The organism is Vibrio sp. MEBiC08052, from assembly GCF_001506075.1.
Classification (GTDB): domain Bacteria; phylum Pseudomonadota; class Gammaproteobacteria; order Enterobacterales; family Vibrionaceae; genus Vibrio.
On sequence record NZ_KQ947476.1, the window covers coordinates 469,110 to 485,178 of the forward strand.

The following is a 16,069-nucleotide window of genomic DNA, read 5'->3' on the forward strand; positions in this document are numbered from 1 at the left end:
TCCTTTTGGGTTATGCAATGACTTCATCTCGGCGCAACATCTCTCCGGCTAATGCGAGATAAGCCTTGGCACCAACAGAATATTTATCGTAATACATTGCTGGTTTACCATGACTTGGCGCTTCAGCAAGACGAACATTACGTGGGATAACGGTACGATACACTTTATCACCAAAGTGCTGTTTTAATTGATCGGATACCTCATTGGAGAGTCGATTACGAGGATCGTACATCGTTCTCAGTAACCCTTCGATTTTCAGATTACTATTCACAACAGCTGCCAACTTACTAATGGTATCCATCAGGGCCGTTAATCCCTCAAGCGCGAAATACTCACATTGCATTGGTACTAAAACTGAATCCGCAGCAGCCATCGCATTGATTGTAAGGAGGTTAAGAGAGGGAGGACAATCAATAAAGATGAAATCATAGTTATCACGAACCGAAGAGAGTATGTTTTTCAGCCGGACTTCACGGGCAAAAACTTCCATCAGTTTGATTTCCGCAGCTGTCACATCACCGTTTGCAGCGATCAGATGATAACGGCCAGTCGTCTTTTGACAGACAACTTCCTGAAACGGTACTTCCTCAACTAATAAATCGTAAGCGGTATAATCAATCTGGTACTTATCAACACCGCTTGCCATTGTTGCGTTGCCCTGCGGGTCAAGATCAATCACTAATACCTTACGTTTCGTTGCCGCCATAGAGGCAGCAAGATTGACACAAGTCGTTGTTTTACCAACACCACCTTTCTGGTTGGCGATTGCTACTATTTTTCCCACGGCATGCCTCGTTGTCTATTCCTTGCGCGATAAGATTACAAGATGACGCTCACCTTCGAGTTCAGGAACGGCTAAAGATTGGATATCCGTCACAAAACACCATTCAGGAAGCATATCTATCTCATCATGCGGTATTTGTCCTTTCAATGCCAAAAAAACTCCACCATCTGCTTTAGGGAGGTGGTGACACCAATTTACCATATCTACCATGGAAGCAAATGCTCTGCTGAGCACACCATCAAATTTATCTTCCGGCTGGAAATCTTCAACTCGGCTTTGAACCGGTGTCACGTTATGAATGTTCAATTCATAAATCACCTGTTTAATAAACCGAATCCGTTTGCCTAAACTATCCAGCAAAATGAAACGCTTATCAGGGTTCATAATCGCCAGTGGAATACCGGGCAATCCCGGCCCAGTACCGACATCTATAAAGTGATTACCGGGTAAGTGAGGACTTACAACGATACTATCCATGATATGTTTCACCAACATGTCTTCCGGATCGCGAACCGATGTCAAATTATAAGCTTTATTCCATTTGTTCAAACGCTCAACATATCCGAGCAGAAGCATCATCTGATGTTCACTTACCGTGAGATCTGTCTGTGCAATCAACTGCGCCAGACGTGCTGCCAGCGTCCCCATGTTATGCTGCTTCTCCCTTCTTAAGCATCCCATTTTTCTTGAGATAAACCAGCAAAATAGAAATAGCCGCCGGAGTAATACCAGAAATACGTGATGCAATACCAACCGTTTCAGGTTTTGCCGTATTCAGTTTTAGCACAACTTCATTCGATAACCCTTTGACAAGGCTGTAATCCAGATCAATCGGCAACTTGGTATTTTCATGGCGCAGCGATTTTTCAATTTCGTCTTGCTGACGTTGAATATACCCCTCATATTTGACCTGAATTTCGACCTGCTCAGCAGCCTGACGATCATCTAACGCGGGAGAATACTGTGGCAGACGCGTCAGTAAATCATAGGTCATTTCCGGGCGACGTAATAAATCTTCACCGCTGGCTTCTCTGGAAATCGGAGTCTTGAGCATCTCATTCAGAGCCTCAACACCTGTTGATTCCGGATTGACCCATATATCTTTCAAACGTTGACGCTCACGCGCCATATTTTCAATCTTTTGGTTGAAACGAGCCCAGCGTATATCATCGACCAAACCAAGCTCGCGACCTTTTTCAGTTAAACGCAGATCAGCATTGTCTTCACGGAGTAGCAGACGATATTCGGCGCGAGAGGTAAACATCCGGTAAGGTTCGCTAGTGCCGAGCGTTGACAGATCATCGATCAATACGCCCATGTAGGCTTGATCACGACGCGGGCTCCAACCTTCTTTCTCTTGCGCATACAAACTCGCATTCAAACCAGCCATCAATCCCTGCGCAGCGGCTTCTTCGTAACCAGTCGTGCCGTTGATCTGTCCGGCAAAAAACAGCCCGTGAATAAATTTAGTTTCATAGGTCTGTTTTAAATCACGCGGATCAAAGAAATCATACTCAATTGCGTATCCCGGACGAACAATATGTGCATTCTCAAAGCCTTGCATAGAACGCACGATCTGCACCTGCACATCAAACGGTAAGCTGGTGGAGATCCCGTTTGGATATAATTCTGTTGTGGTTAACCCTTCCGGTTCAATAAAGATCTGATGACTATTTTTGTCAGCAAACCGCATGACTTTATCTTCGATTGACGGACAGTAACGTGGACCAATGCCTTCAATAACCCCCGCATACATCGGACTGCGATCCAGATTATTACGGATAACATCGTGTGTCTTTTCATTGGTGTAAGTGATGTAGCAAGGAATTTGACGCGGATGCTGATCACGACGACCTAAAAATGAAAAGATCGGTGTTGGATCATCACCGTGCTGTACCGCTAACTGAGAAAAATCAACTGAACGAGCGTCAATCCGGGGTGGTGTTCCCGTTTTTAAACGATCAACTCGGAATGGTAATTCACGTAAGCGTTGTGCCAATGCGATCGACGGAGGATCGCCAGCACGGCCGCCTGAGTAGTTTTCCATACCGATATGGATCTTGCCACCGAGAAAGGTACCGACGGTGAGTACAACCGCTTTAGCGTGGAATTTGAGCCCCATCTGGGTTACGACCCCGATCACTCGATCCTGTTCGACGATCAGATCATCGGCAGCTTGCTGAAACAGCGTCAGATTCGGAGTATTTTCCAGCGCATGACGTACATACGCTTTGTATAGTGCCCGATCCGCCTGAGCTCTCGTTGCCCGTACAGCCGGGCCTTTTGAAGCGTTCAGAGTTCTGAACTGAATACCTGCATGATCGATCGCCTGAGCCATGAGCCCGCCTAAAGCGTCAACCTCTTTAACCAGATGACCTTTCCCGATCCCACCAATGGCTGGATTGCATGACATCTGTCCTAACGTATCAATATTATGCGTTAGGAGTAATGTTTTTTGTCCTGTGCGTGCAGATGAGAGAGCGGCTTCCGTTCCTGCGTGACCGCCACCAACCACAATGACGTCAAAATTTTCGTGATAAAGCATGAACCGACCTCAGATATTCAGATCTGTGTAAGAAATAAAAGAGTCGCATTCTACCTTTTTTATCTCCGTTAGAAAATTGATTTTGTGCTTTTACACATGATCCTTGAACCTTATAAATATATAAGATCTTTATATAGATCTTTTTATTAGATCTACTATTAGGGAAGAGGATCTTTGTGGATAAGCCTAAAATGATCAACATGATCATCACTTTCAGAGCGATCAATCCTTGTGATCAAGCATTGATCAAATCGAGGACTAGCTGGGATCAAAAACAGTACTTATTCACAGCCCTAGTAATGATGCTAAGTTGTTATTGGGATAACTATAGCTTTTGCACTGGATCTTTCTATATTTATCCACAGTTATTTTTGGTTAAAAAATCAAATGAAGTACTCGATCAAAGTTTTAAACCGGAGATGCGGCTGGTGGGATTGATCTGGACGTATTTACTTTCATCGAGGCATTTGAGAGAAGCGATCAATGCTGGCTTACTCAAGTTGAGTGTGATCAAAACACGCTTTTTTAATATTCCCTTTCTGAGAAATGATGAACAAAAATAATTAAATCAATATCTTAACCTTAATTATGTTTATGGTATGCATTTTGTTCGGATAAAGGATACTGGCGGCTATTTTATCTCAATTGGCTTGTTATTGATGATGTGGAAAAGCTTGGGAGCTATTTCAGGGCAGCTTTAACCACCCTGTGGGTAACTACTTATGCACAATTTGATTATGAACTGAATTGTTCAATATGCTGAGAGAGCCATTCCCCTGCGGCATCTTCAGGTACCGGATGCTCAATAATATCAATCGTATAGCAGTCAGTCAGTGGAGTTGCTCCGATATCGAGCATGAGCTCGTAAGCATGTTTTCCCGCAGCACAAAATGTGTCATAGCTGGAATCACCGATAGCGACAACAGCAAATGATAATTTGTCCGTTCTGGGTGGCGTATCCTGAAGTGCTTGAATAAACGGCTGAATATTATCAGGATATTCTCCGGCACCGTGTGTTGATGTAATGATCAGCCAGATGCCTTCTGCTGGGATATCCGCTAAATCCGGCTGATTATGGATCTCGGTTTCATGTCCTTGTTGTTGTAGTAGCTCATCAAGATGATCACCGACATATTCAGCGCCGCCTAGCGTGCTCCCCGTAATGATATGGATCATACTCATCCTCTTCACAATGGAATTTCACAAATGGAATGCTTTGATTGCTTTAGATAAAACGTATTGACACCAAATCTCATCAGAAACATGTGTCGAGATACAAATTTTCAACATAAGAGTAATCAAACCGAAGCGGGAAAGAAAGACACAACTGTATATTGTGTGGATAGGGTGAGACTAACCGGTGCATGAACGAGACCTCAGATCATGATCATCTTTGTATACTCATGTGTGTTTGGTGTGGGTAACTGTATGAGTAACAATCGAGGATCATCGTTGTGTTCTTTGTAAAACATGACGGCTTTTAAGCGGATCCATCGAATATATGATCTGCTGGCGTAATTCTCATCTCTGCCGCTACTTTGATATACAGGTATCACCCTCAAACCGTGAAATCACTCGTAAAAATAGGTAATGAAGATGTTGGCCAAAGGATGACTTTCTTCGAGTCAGAACAAATATTTCTCTTTGGGGAGTCGCTGTAATCCCCGCGGCTGTTTAAGCTGAACACACGTCGGTGATCTCCGGCGTCGGGATTCGAACCCCGCATTCAAGCTTAAGGAGTATAGACGTCAGTCTGCACTGACTTTACTATACACAGTCTTGCCATATCTAATTATGGTGGGCTGAATGAGGCTGGCTTCGGTCAGACCGTTTCCTTGAGTGCGGTAGTTCGAACCCGTTCAGCTCACCACCTTCCGAGATTCGAACCTCCTCTGGTGGTGAAATCATTCATCAACTCAAGGAGAGTGAAATGTCCAGTTTCAACACCTTTACCCCTAATTTACCGCTGACCGCCCGAGGTTATCTGATCGATTTTCTCGGCCTGTGTACCGATGCCGGAACCAACCAGCACGAACTGCGAGAAGTGCTGCTGTACCTCAATAATCTGATTACCTTTGATGAAATGCAGTTACAGCAAGAGGATGAGGTGTAACCCTGAAAAGCAAAGGAGAGCGCGGCTCTCCTTTATTATATGTAAGGATGAAGATCTGATTTTACTGTGGCTGCTAAATCAAAAGTAAACAGCGTCAGAAAATATTATTGATAATCAACTGATTTGTATGTGTAAAATTTTGGTACAAAATCATTTTGCAACTAATCTCATAAAGAAGTTATAGACAGCATTCCTGTTAGTCATCATATTTCATTATTTACATAATGGTGGGTATGAGCAGATGGCACATATAGCATATATGACGGTTAATGGTGAGAAGCAAGGGATGATTTCCAGTGGTTGTAACACTAAAGATTCAATGGGAAATAAATATCAGGAAACTCATACTGATGAAATTACCATCCTGGCTTGTGAACAAAATATGTTTAAAGATCAGGGCCAACACGGGAAGACACATCATCCGATTCAAATTATCAAAAATATTGATAAATCCAGCCCCCTACTATCGACGGCATTTGCTAAACAAGAATATTTGGATTGTGTGATTGACTTCTTCAGAACCAATGAGCAGGGATATAACGAAAAATTTTATTCTATTGAATTGAAAAAAGCAGTGATTACAGGAATCAGTTTTAAACTTCCTCACACTGTTATTGATCATAAAGAAGAGATGAATGAAGTCCTTGAATTAAGCTATAAGGAGATTATTTGGCGGCATAACATAAGCGGAACGATAGGATATGATAACTGGGATCAAGGCGGTTGGCTGGAATAAACCGATTTTTGCACCTGCTCTTTGTATGGAGTCGATGCAAAATATGTGGCTCGTGAAGGTATGATCAGAGATTGGCTTCGGCTGAGCAGGTTTCTTCTGAATCATAGCCAAGATAGTAATACCCTTGCCAGACACTGTTTCCCTGAAGTTTCATCGAGTATTGAATTCCTTCGCTGGTTGTACAGTAATGGTAACTATACTTTTTGGGCTCAGGAATATGAATCAGTCCGATTGCCAAGCCAATATCACTCTCTGAACTGACCTGATAAAAACTATAGCCGTTGTCGATATTTATTTGTTTTCTGTCTTCTGTTAGCGCATAACAGTTGTCAGCCGATGTGGCCTTATTGATGACATGGCCCTGGGTGATTTGATTGTTGTTTTCCAGATGAACGACAGTGACTTCAACAGGTAATTTCAGTTTTGAATTTTTGATCGCCAGACATTTACCATGCATCCAGCCAATATCATGAAAACCAGAGTGATGATTGCTTTCTGGTATTGTATGGCAGGATGTGAGTAACAAAACAGTGCTGAAGCGTAATAATTGTTTCATTTTATCTTCCATTATATGACCAGTGTGGTGCGTCACTTTTTAGCTTTTTAACACTATAAGACGCTCCAACAGTGTGCAATACCGTATTATCATTGACATTTTTCATATAAGTCACTTTAACACTAGTACCATCGTTTTTCTTGATCGTGATTGTACCACTCCATGTAATGGTCATATCGATAGCTTTTCCAGCAATATGATTACTTGTCAGTGAAGGTGGATAAATACTTCTGGGAGGAACGGCTAACCCAAACCCTTTGACCATTTCCAGAGCGCCGGCCTTACTTTTTGCCAGATCGTTATGATCCCATTGAATATCAACCCCAGACATTTTTTTAGCTTCTGATGGCTTGCATTTCCCCTGTGATATTTTCCACGACCAGTGAAACAGATAGGCTCGTTTGGCGCTTCTTTTGGTCGTTGATACTTTCACGGTTGCACCAGCATCGGTTAATGCTTTGATAAAAGCTTTGGCGTTGGCTTTGAATCCAGCTTCAAGAGCCTCAACACTCTGGCTATTCTTTGCATGTGAATTTGCCCATGTTACCCAATACCGACCGCTTTTCATTTGGTTGTTGTCCTCAGAATGATGTGGTTGTTGATTTTTTGCTTTATACGATTTTCGTGGTGTTGTTTATTTGGAGAAAACCTATAAGGTCAGGCTTGAAGGGATGACACCATAGATGCCCCACTGACTTGGAGAGGAATTATTCTAAATTTATCACTTAGTTAATTATACATTCAGTTTCATTTTCTTTTTATGATGAGATATTGTGCCGGAGAATGCTCTGATTTTATTGAATAGATAGTTTTTAATAGTTTGTAATGGGACTTTTTGACTGGGCATGAATAGCAAGCAACAAGGCATGAAGCAAAGGTATGTAAGGTATGTAAGGTATGTAAAAGGGAGTAAAACCGATTCATAAACAAAATTCCAAAATGACCATAATTGGCTTGGTTTGTTGTGAAGGGTTTCACTCGTTTCTCTGATTAAAAAGCGACTTCACTTCCCGATACAGAAACTCGAAAAGATCCGTCCCAGTAAGTCATCAGAACTAAACTCACCGGTGATCTCATTGAGATGCTGCTGGGTGATGCGCAGTTCTTCTGCGAGGATTTCTCCGGCCATGTAGCCTTCGAGTTGTTGCTGACCAATGGCGAGGTGCTCGGCGGCTTTATCCAGCGCATCGAGGTGGCGGCGGCGGGCCATGAAGCTGCCTTCTTGGCTGCCGGTGAAGCCCATACAGTCTTTGAGATGGCTTCTCAAGGCTTCGATCCCTTCGCTGGTTTTTGCTGACAGGCGGATCAATGTTGGGTCATTGACGTGGCAGATCCCCATCGTTTCGTTGGTTTGATCCGCTTTATTACGGATCACTGTCATGCCGATGCTTTCCGGGAGACGATCAACAAAATCAGGCCAGATCTCTTTGGGATCGGTTGCGTCGGTTGTGGTGCCATCCACCATGAACAAAACGCGATCGGCTTGTTTGATTTCATCCCAAGCGCGCTCAATCCCGATGCGTTCGACTTCGTCTGAAGCTTCCCGCAGCCCTGCGGTATCGATAATGTGCAGTGGCATACCGTCAATGTGAATATGCTCTCTCAGCACGTCCCGGGTGGTTCCGGCGATATCTGTGACAATCGCGGATTCTTTACCGGAGAGTGCATTGAGCAGGCTGGATTTGCCGGCATTGGGCCGCCCGGCAATCACCACTTTCATGCCTTCACGCATCAGTGCACCTTGGCTGGCTTCGCGCCGGACCATGTTCAGGTTATCGATAATCGTTTGCAGATCGCCTGCCACTTTACCGTCAGCCAGAAAGTCGATCTCTTCTTCGGGGAAGTCGATTGCAGCTTCAACATAGATTCGCAGATGGATTAAAGACTCAACCAGCGTATGAATTCGGGTCGAGAATTGCCCTTGCAGCGATTGCAGGGCTGATTTGGCTGCCTGTTCTGAACTGGCATCGATTAAATCAGCAATGGCTTCTGCTTGTGCGAGATCCAGTTTATCGTTGAGGAACGCTCGTTCTGAGAACTCTCCGGGACGCGCTGTGCGAATACCGGGAATAGTGAGAATCCGGCGGATCAGCATATCCATGACGACGGGACCACCGTGTCCTTGGAGCTCAAGAACGTCTTCACCGGTAAACGAATGGGGATTGGGGAAAAACAAGGCGATTCCCTGATCCAACTGGGTGCCGTCTTCATCCTGAAAGGGAAGATATTCTGCATATCGGGCCCGGAGTATTTTGCCGGTCAACGCTTGGGCGACGTCAGCCGCTTTCGGGCCGGATACGCGAATAATTCCGACACCACCACGGCCTGTCGGTGTTGCCTGTGCAACGATTGTGTCTGTAGTCATAGTGAATTGGTCTGTTCAGTCAAAAAGGCAGTATCCATTATGGATAGTCATGATGGATCGTATGATGGGCATTGTAATCAGCCGCTAATAAAAAGGCGACCCTTTGGCCGCCTCTTTTCGCATTGTTCCGGTTTACTTCTTCGAGTGTAAACCTTTCTTCTCCAGCGCTTTGTAAATCACCATTTGCTGGATCAGGGTCACGATGTTTGACACCAACCAGTAAAGCACCAGACCGGATGGGAAGAACAGGAAGAAAACCGTAAATGCGACAGGCATAAAGGTCATAATCTTCTGTTGCATCGGATCGGTAACCGTTGTCGGGCTCATTTTCTGCAACATAAACATACTGGCACCCATCAAAAGTGGCATGATGTAGTATGGGTCTTGGGCAGACAAGTCGTGAATCCAACCAAAGAACGGCTGATGGCGGAGCTCAACAGATTCCATCAGCGCCCAGTAGAGCGAGATGAAGATCGGCATTTGCAGAAGAATCGGGAAACAGCCGCCCAGCGGGTTCACTTTTTCTGATTTATATAACGCCATCATTTCCTGGCTCATGCGTTGGCGGTCATCACCAATGCGTTCACGCATTGCTTGCAACTTCGGTTGCAGCATGCGCATTTTGGCCATGGAAGTATACTGAGCCTTGGTCAGTGGATACATCACACCACGGACAATAAAGGTCAGACAGATAATCGCGATACCCCAGTTAGAGACAATGCCCTGAATAAAGGAAAGCAGGCTATGCAGTGGTTTGGCAATAAACCATAACCAGCCGTAATCCACAACGAGATCCAGATTTGGCGCGGTTGCTGCCATTTGGTCTTGCAGTTTTGGGCCAATCCATAGTGTTGCATCGAAGTCGGTGCTTTCACCTGTTGCGATGATCCGGTTTGGTTCTCTGATCCCGATATCACCAATATTACGGTTGGCCATTACCCGAGAAAATAGTTTCGTATCCGGTGCCTGACGTGGAATCCACGCTGCAGCAAAATAGTGTTGGATCATTGCTGCCCAGCCTTGACCATTGTTCAAGGTCTCATTGAGTGCATGATCTTTCATGTCACTAAAGCTGAACTTTTTGTAGCGAGTATTTTCCGTCGAGTAAGCACCACCATGGTATGTTGACATGGCAAAGCTACTTCCGGTTGCTTCCAGTGTCTGACGCAGATGTGCATACATGCCGACAGCAGCATTTTGGCCTGACTGGTTATTGACGTTGAAATCAACATCAATCGCATAGCTGTTCCGTTTCAGGATAAATGTTTTGGTATAGGTAATGCCGTTCGCCTGATAAGTCAGCGGGACGCGAACCTCATCTTGACCATCTGCCAGTTGATAATTATTTTGGGCAACTTGGTAAGTTGGGCGACCGTCTCTTTTATCGATCCCTTGTGGACCAATCAGACCACTCTGAGCGATAAACTGAAAATCACTGTTCTTTTTCAGCAGCGCAAAAGGTTGATCGGAATTCAGTTCTTTGGAGTATTGATTCAGTTTTGCAGAGATTACGTCACCGCCCACCGTATTGATGGAAAGCGTGAGAACATCCGTTTTCACGGTCACTATTTTTCCTGCAACATCCTGAGTTGATACCGGTTCAAACTCATCAGAGCTTTGAAGAGCAGCAGGAACTGAACTACTTGATTGTGTCTGCTCAACCGCAGTTGGTGCTGGATTCTGTGCTGCTTGCCATTTCTGGAACAGTAAGAAAGAAACCAGCGCCAAAGCGATTAACAGGATATTACGTTGAGAATCCATCGTTATTTATCTCTGTCTTGTCTTGGGTTAGGTGGAACGGGGTCATAGCCCCCTTCATTCAGAGGGTGGCATTTTAATAGACGTTTGCCTGATAACCAACATCCTTTTACAAAACCGTGAGCTTTCAATGCTTCTATCGCATATCGGGAGCAGGTCGGTGTAAATCGGCAACGTGGTCCTAACAGAGGGCTAATCAGCCATCTGTATAGATAAATCAGTCCGATGACTAACCACGATAAGGGCGAGACAGGCGTTGCCATAGTTTATCAAACAGCTTTGTTATTTCGTCATTGCTGAGTTCCTGAGCGCTTTTTTTCGCAATCACGACAAAGTCTTTGTGCGGTAATTCGTGCTGCTTCAGGCGAAAACTTTCCCGAGCAAGTCGCTTAAAACGATTGCGCCCAACGGCAGTTTTTATCTGTTTTTTCGGAACGGCTAATCCCAGTCTTGGGTGGGAAAGAGCGTTTTTACGGGCAATGATGGTAAAATGAGGCGAGCCAGCACTATGGGCTTGCTGGAATACGTATCGGTAGTGTTCGGGAGTTAACAAACGTAACTCCCGACGAAAAGCGTACTTGTTCAAAATAAGTCAGATTATTTTGACAGGCGTGCACGGCCTTTCGCACGACGTGCGTTAATTACTTTACGACCGTTCTTAGTTGCCATACGAGCACGGAAACCGTGAGTACGTTTGCGCTTCAGAACTGTAGGTTGAAAAGTGCGTTTCATTGTTTTTACCTTACTGATCAGTAGTTTCTAGGTTCTTGTTAAACCCGGTGTCGGGCTCTTTCTGCCCCTTTTACAAGAGGGAAAATTCCGACACCTTGCAACAAAGAGGCGGAATTGTAATCACTGCCACCGAAGGTGTCAATAATTGGGGAAACGAAGCGCCAGAATCTCTGGCTTATAAATTGCTTTTATCTCTGTTTTCAAGAACCGATGTTTTCAAGAACGGATATATAAAGCAAAGCCGCTTCATTTCAATTTGGTCGGGCGATTATACGTTGTACGGATAAAATCTCAAGGATCCTTATTCGATCCCGACCTGATTTAAGAATTTTTGCAAGCGGATATCCTGTGGATTATCGAAGATATCCTGTGGAGATCCTTGTTCAACAATTTTGCCTTCAGCCATAAAGATCACGCGATCCGCGACTTCTTTGGCAAATTGCATCTCATGGGTGACCACCAGCATGGTTTGATGAACCCGGGCCAGTTTTTTCATTAAACTCAGCACTTCGCCCACCCACTCCGGGTCGAGAGCCGATGTCGGTTCATCGAATAATAGTAGTTCTGGCTCCTGAGCCATTGCCCGGCCAATTCCCACTCGCTGTTGCTGACCACCGGAAAGTGATGCCGGATATTGATCACCTTTATCCCCAAGCCCGATGTCGTTGAGAATCTGCTGAGCACGCTCATAAGCCTGATCTTTTTTCCAGCCGAGGACAGTGATCAATCCTTCCGCAATGTTTTGTTTTGCGGTGAGATGGGCAAACAGAGCATAGTTTTGAAAGACGAATCCGGTTTTGCGTCTCAGTGCCAGCACATCATTTTTATTCGGATTGGTACTATCGACACTCACATCACCAATGGTAATCGTGCCTTGGTCTGCACTCTCAAGAAAATTCACACAGCGCAGCAGTGTTGATTTACCGGTGCCACTCGATCCGATGATGACAATGATTTCACCTTGATTGATTTCAAGATCAATCCCTTTGAGAATTTCACTCTCTCCGAAACGTTTATGAATATTGGTTAACTTGATCATCTCATATACGCCTTATTGAGTTTGTGTTCTGCCCAGCTCTGGACCCGGGTCAGGATAATGGTGATTCCCCAGTAAATGAAAGAGACGGCGAGGAAGGCTTCAAAGTAATGAAAGCTGGAAGAGGCTTCCATTTGTGCTTTCGCCATGATTTCAGCAACCCCGAGCGTAAATGCCAGTGAGGTTGATTTGATCATATCGATGAAATAGTTCATCAGAGAAGGTAAAGCGATCCGGGTGGCTTGCGGCAGAATGATACGACGCATCGACTGAGTGGTCGTCATACCGATAGACAGACTCGCTTCCATTTGGCTTCTGTCCACGCCAATAATTGCAGCGCGGATGGTTTCCGCCATGTAGGCCGAAAAGTGAAGTGCCAAACCGAGAATTGCTGCGCTGTAGGCATCCATACCGGTCATGATCGGGAAAATTTGCGGTAATCCATAATAAAAGAGGAAAAGCTGGACCAGCAGCGGTGTGCCTCGAAAATAGCTGATATAAAGTTGGCAAATCTGATCGAGAACAGGGATACGGAAGACTCGGATATTCGCAATGATGACCGATAAAATGATGGAAAGTATCATGCCCCAGCAGGCTAACTCTATTGTAATGCCGAGATATTTAAGCAGGATTGGCATCAGCTCCAGCATATATTGAAAATCAAAACCCATAATGTGTGTCTTCTGTTTTATCAGGAAATCAACAACTGGCAGAGGTCAGTGATTCCTGAATATTGGTGTCAATGCATCTGTGTGTTTAAAAATAAACCCACTGTGCTGATTCAGACAGTGGGTTTATTTGGTGTCATGATTCATCAGGAATCATGCCGATGGTTCATTATCTTTGTGTAATGTCTGTGTTGAACCATTTTTCTGAAATCTTGCTCAGAGTTCCGTCGGCGCGCATGTCTGCGAGTGCTTTGTTGACTTCACCCTGAAGCTTCTTACCTTTTTCATTATTGAGGAAAGGCCAGGCATTCTCAATAGTTTCGAATGGTTTTCCTGCCAGTTGCAGTGGTAACCCTGATTTTTGAATCACTTCCAGAATAGAAAGACGATCCATGACGAAGGCATCGATTCGACCCAAAGCAACATCCTGTTCAAAGCTTGAGTCATAAGTTTTGATGTTGATTTGATTGTCTTTATCGTGCTCACGCAACAGTTGCTCAAAGTTGGAACCTAAATTGACCGCAACGGTTTTGCCTTTCAGGTCATCCAGACTGTGGATGGTATTATTCCCTTTGCGTACAGCTATCTGTGCACCATCAATCACGTACGGGTCTGAAAATAGATATTTTTGTTTGCGAGCATCCGTGATCGTGATCTGGTTTGAGATCGTATCAACTCGTCCTGTTTCCAATAGACCAAACAGACCAGAGAAGCTTGCAGTAACAAATTTCACTTGATAGTCGTTGCGCTTGGCTATTTCTTTCCATAGATCAACTTCAAATCCTTGTAGTTCATCTTTTTTGACAAACGTGAACGGGAAGTAGCGGCCGGACATGCCGACTTTAACTTCTGTTGCTGCATGGACATTGATTGTTGTAAAAGCGAGAGCCGCAATTGCAGCAATAAACCATTTTTTCATGTTGATCTCCAAAATCTTTCGGGCGACTATTTTAATGACATATAGCATAACAAAAGAAATAACCATAAGTTATGGGTCATAACCTATAATAAAATATGCGTGTTTATTCATATGTTTGTTTCTTATCACGATCTTTCACGGGATTCGACAGCGGTTCAATTTCACAAAGTGTGATTGTGCTAAGCTGGGGATAACTTTGTAAGATCCACGCTTTTGTGCACGTACATGTGGGTAAACTAGGGACATTTAGGGTAGATCCAAGAATAAATTGGCCAAAAAGTGTGAATAACTTGGATCTAGTTTACAGGATTGACGATCAATTGCTGGCGATCTTGAAGATCAACAGGTAGAATTGCCAGTCTTTATCGATCATCTAATCAGAGTGAGGGAACAGTGTCATCTTCTCTTTGGTTGCAATGTTTGCAACAGCTTCAGGAAGAGCTTCCTGCGACAGAATTCAGTATGTGGGTTCGACCGCTGCAAGCCGAGCTCAATGACAATACTCTCACTTTATTCGCCCCAAACCGTTTTGTGCTTGATTGGGTACGGGATAAATATCTCAATAGCATCAATCGCCTTCTCAACGAGTATTGTGGGAGTGATATTCCAAGTTTACGTTTTGAAATTGGCAACCGTCCGGTTGCTGAGCAAAAACGCACACCGATACGTACACCGGCAGATGTTGCGGCCGAGTCCTCAGCGCCAGCCCGATTGCAAGCCAGAAAACCGGTTCATAAAACTTGGGATGATGATTCGGCACCGATCGAGATTAATTACCGATCGAATATGAACCCGAAGCATAAGTTCAATAACTTTGTTGAGGGTAAATCGAACCAGCTTGGTCTCGCAGCGGCAAAACAAGTCTCTGATAATCCGGGAGCAGCCTATAACCCCCTCTTTTTATACGGTGGTACCGGTTTAGGTAAAACGCACCTGTTACATGCGGTTGGCAATGCGATCGTTGATCATAATCCACAAGCAAAAGTGGTTTATATGCATTCTGAGCGGTTTGTGCAGGATATGGTAAAAGCGCTGCAAAACAATGCTATAGAAGAATTTAAACGCTACTATCGCAGTGTCGATGCCCTTTTGATCGATGATATTCAGTTTTTTGCCAACAAAGAGCGTTCTCAGGAAGAATTTTTCCATACTTTTAATGCGTTACTTGAAGGTAATCAACAAATTATTCTGACTTCAGATCGTTATCCGAAAGAGATTCACGGGGTAGAAGATCGTCTTAAATCCCGCTTTGGCTGGGGCTTGACGGTGGCGATCGAACCTCCTGAATTGGAAACGCGAGTCGCCATCTTGATGAAGAAAGCAGAAGATCACCAGATCCATCTGGCTGATGAGGTTGCTTTCTTTATTGCCAAACGACTGCGTTCAAATGTCCGTGAGCTGGAAGGTGCGCTGAACCGTGTCATTGCCAATGCTAACTTTACCGGTCGGCCAATTACGATTGACTTTGTTCGTGAAGCTTTGCGTGATTTATTGGCTTTACAGGAAAAATTGGTCACGATTGATAATATCCAGAAAACCGTGGCTGAGTATTATAAAATCAAAGTTGCAGATTTACTGTCGAAGCGTCGTTCACGTTCGGTTGCCCGGCCTCGTCAATTAGCGATGGCGTTAGCGAAGGAACTGACCAACCATAGCTTACCGGAAATCGGTGATGCGTTTGGCGGACGTGATCATACGACGGTTCTTCATGCTTGTCGGAAGATAGAGCAACTCAGAGAAGAAAGTCATGATATCAAGGAAGACTATTCTAATTTGATTCGGACGCTCTCTTCTTGATGTTTCTCGGGAATAAATAGTCATACAGAACAAATAGCACGGTGTCGGTCGATCCCCCCG

Annotated in this window: 18 protein-coding genes; 4 read left to right on the forward strand and 14 right to left on the reverse strand. The window is 44.4% G+C overall.

Annotation, left to right across the window (positions count from 1 at the left end; translation table 11 throughout):
- Positions 1–10: 10 nt before the first annotated feature.
- From VRK_RS19500 to mnmG, 3 genes are read right to left on the reverse strand one after another with little or no spacing between them, the layout of a single operon-like run.
- The gene (locus tag VRK_RS19500) at positions 11–784 is read right to left on the reverse strand and encodes a ParA family protein (protein WP_059123153.1); all 774 of its coding nucleotides are present in this window, start codon (positions 782–784) and stop codon (positions 11–13) included.
- A 15-nt stretch (positions 785–799) separates the two neighbouring features.
- A complete protein-coding gene (gene rsmG, locus VRK_RS19505) occupies positions 800–1,432 on the reverse strand; it encodes a 16S rRNA (guanine(527)-N(7))-methyltransferase RsmG (RefSeq protein ID WP_059123154.1) in 633 nt (210 codons plus the stop codon).
- Position 1,433: 1 nt separating this feature from the next.
- Entirely contained in the window at positions 1,434–3,329 is a 1,896-nt protein-coding gene (gene mnmG, locus VRK_RS19510) for a tRNA uridine-5-carboxymethylaminomethyl(34) synthesis enzyme MnmG (protein ID WP_059123155.1), read from the reverse strand.
- A 176-nt stretch (positions 3,330–3,505) separates the two neighbouring features.
- On the opposite strand from mnmG, the gene VRK_RS19515 reads away from it, so the two are divergent.
- On the forward strand, positions 3,506–3,892 hold the full coding sequence (locus VRK_RS19515) for a hypothetical protein (RefSeq protein ID WP_059123156.1): 387 nt from the start codon (positions 3,506–3,508) through the stop codon (positions 3,890–3,892).
- Between the two features lie 172 nt (positions 3,893–4,064).
- On the opposite strand, the gene mioC is transcribed toward VRK_RS19515, so the two are convergent.
- Entirely contained in the window at positions 4,065–4,505 is a 441-nt protein-coding gene (gene mioC, locus VRK_RS19520) for an FMN-binding protein MioC (RefSeq protein WP_059123157.1), read from the reverse strand.
- Between the two features lie 754 nt (positions 4,506–5,259).
- Between mioC and VRK_RS19525 the strand changes: the two genes are divergently transcribed.
- Positions 5,260–5,442, forward strand: a complete 183-nt coding sequence (locus VRK_RS19525) for a hypothetical protein (RefSeq protein WP_059123158.1) — start codon at positions 5,260–5,262, stop codon at positions 5,440–5,442.
- 241 nt (positions 5,443–5,683) lie between these two features.
- Complete coding sequence (locus VRK_RS19530; protein WP_059123159.1) at positions 5,684–6,178, forward strand: Hcp family type VI secretion system effector; 495 nt, start codon at positions 5,684–5,686, stop codon at positions 6,176–6,178.
- Between the two features lie 64 nt (positions 6,179–6,242).
- Here VRK_RS19530 and VRK_RS19535 read toward each other — a convergent pair whose 3' ends face one another.
- The 10 genes from VRK_RS19535 to VRK_RS19575 all read right to left on the reverse strand — a co-directional run bounded on the left by VRK_RS19535 (position 6,243) and on the right by VRK_RS19575 (position 14,212).
- On the reverse strand, positions 6,243–6,734 hold the full coding sequence (locus VRK_RS19535; protein ID WP_059123160.1) for a hypothetical protein: 492 nt from the start codon (positions 6,732–6,734) through the stop codon (positions 6,243–6,245).
- A gap of 1 nt (position 6,735) precedes the next feature.
- The gene (locus VRK_RS19540) at positions 6,736–7,302 is read right to left on the reverse strand and encodes a hypothetical protein (protein ID WP_059123161.1); all 567 of its coding nucleotides are present in this window, start codon (positions 7,300–7,302) and stop codon (positions 6,736–6,738) included.
- 435 nt (positions 7,303–7,737) lie between these two features.
- Positions 7,738–9,099: a tRNA uridine-5-carboxymethylaminomethyl(34) synthesis GTPase MnmE gene (mnmE, locus tag VRK_RS19545; protein ID WP_059123162.1), complete on the reverse strand. Its 1,362-nt coding sequence runs from the start codon at positions 9,097–9,099 to the stop codon at positions 7,738–7,740.
- Between the two features lie 132 nt (positions 9,100–9,231).
- On the reverse strand, positions 9,232–10,860 hold the full coding sequence (gene yidC / locus VRK_RS19550) for a membrane protein insertase YidC (RefSeq protein ID WP_059123163.1): 1,629 nt from the start codon (positions 10,858–10,860) through the stop codon (positions 9,232–9,234).
- Between the two features lie 2 nt (positions 10,861–10,862).
- On the reverse strand, positions 10,863–11,120 hold the full coding sequence (gene yidD, locus VRK_RS20775; protein WP_074374016.1) for a membrane protein insertion efficiency factor YidD: 258 nt from the start codon (positions 11,118–11,120) through the stop codon (positions 10,863–10,865).
- Positions 11,087–11,443 (reverse strand): ribonuclease P protein component, encoded by a 357-nt coding sequence (rnpA, locus tag VRK_RS19555; protein ID WP_077335504.1) that lies wholly within the window; start codon positions 11,441–11,443, stop codon positions 11,087–11,089. Before rnpA ends, yidD begins: the two co-directional genes overlap by 34 nt.
- 11 nt (positions 11,444–11,454) lie before the next feature.
- Positions 11,455–11,589, reverse strand: a complete 135-nt coding sequence (rpmH, locus tag VRK_RS20780; RefSeq protein ID WP_005378825.1) for a 50S ribosomal protein L34 — start codon at positions 11,587–11,589, stop codon at positions 11,455–11,457.
- Positions 11,590–11,890: 301 nt separating this feature from the next.
- The gene (locus tag VRK_RS19560) at positions 11,891–12,628 is read right to left on the reverse strand and encodes an amino acid ABC transporter ATP-binding protein (RefSeq protein ID WP_059123165.1); all 738 of its coding nucleotides are present in this window, start codon (positions 12,626–12,628) and stop codon (positions 11,891–11,893) included.
- Complete coding sequence (locus VRK_RS19565) at positions 12,625–13,296, reverse strand: amino acid ABC transporter permease (protein ID WP_059123166.1); 672 nt, start codon at positions 13,294–13,296, stop codon at positions 12,625–12,627. The genes VRK_RS19560 and VRK_RS19565 overlap by 4 nt, the downstream gene beginning before the upstream one ends.
- 166 nt (positions 13,297–13,462) lie before the next feature.
- Positions 13,463–14,212, reverse strand: a complete 750-nt coding sequence (locus tag VRK_RS19575) for an amino acid ABC transporter substrate-binding protein (protein ID WP_059123168.1) — start codon at positions 14,210–14,212, stop codon at positions 13,463–13,465.
- A 393-nt stretch (positions 14,213–14,605) separates the two neighbouring features.
- Between VRK_RS19575 and dnaA the strand changes: the two genes are divergently transcribed.
- Positions 14,606–16,009 carry a chromosomal replication initiator protein DnaA gene (gene dnaA / locus VRK_RS19580; protein WP_059123169.1) on the forward strand — a complete coding sequence of 468 codons (1,404 nt, stop codon included), beginning with the start codon at positions 14,606–14,608 and terminating at the stop codon, positions 16,007–16,009.
- The last annotated feature ends 60 nt before the right edge of the window (positions 16,010–16,069 follow it).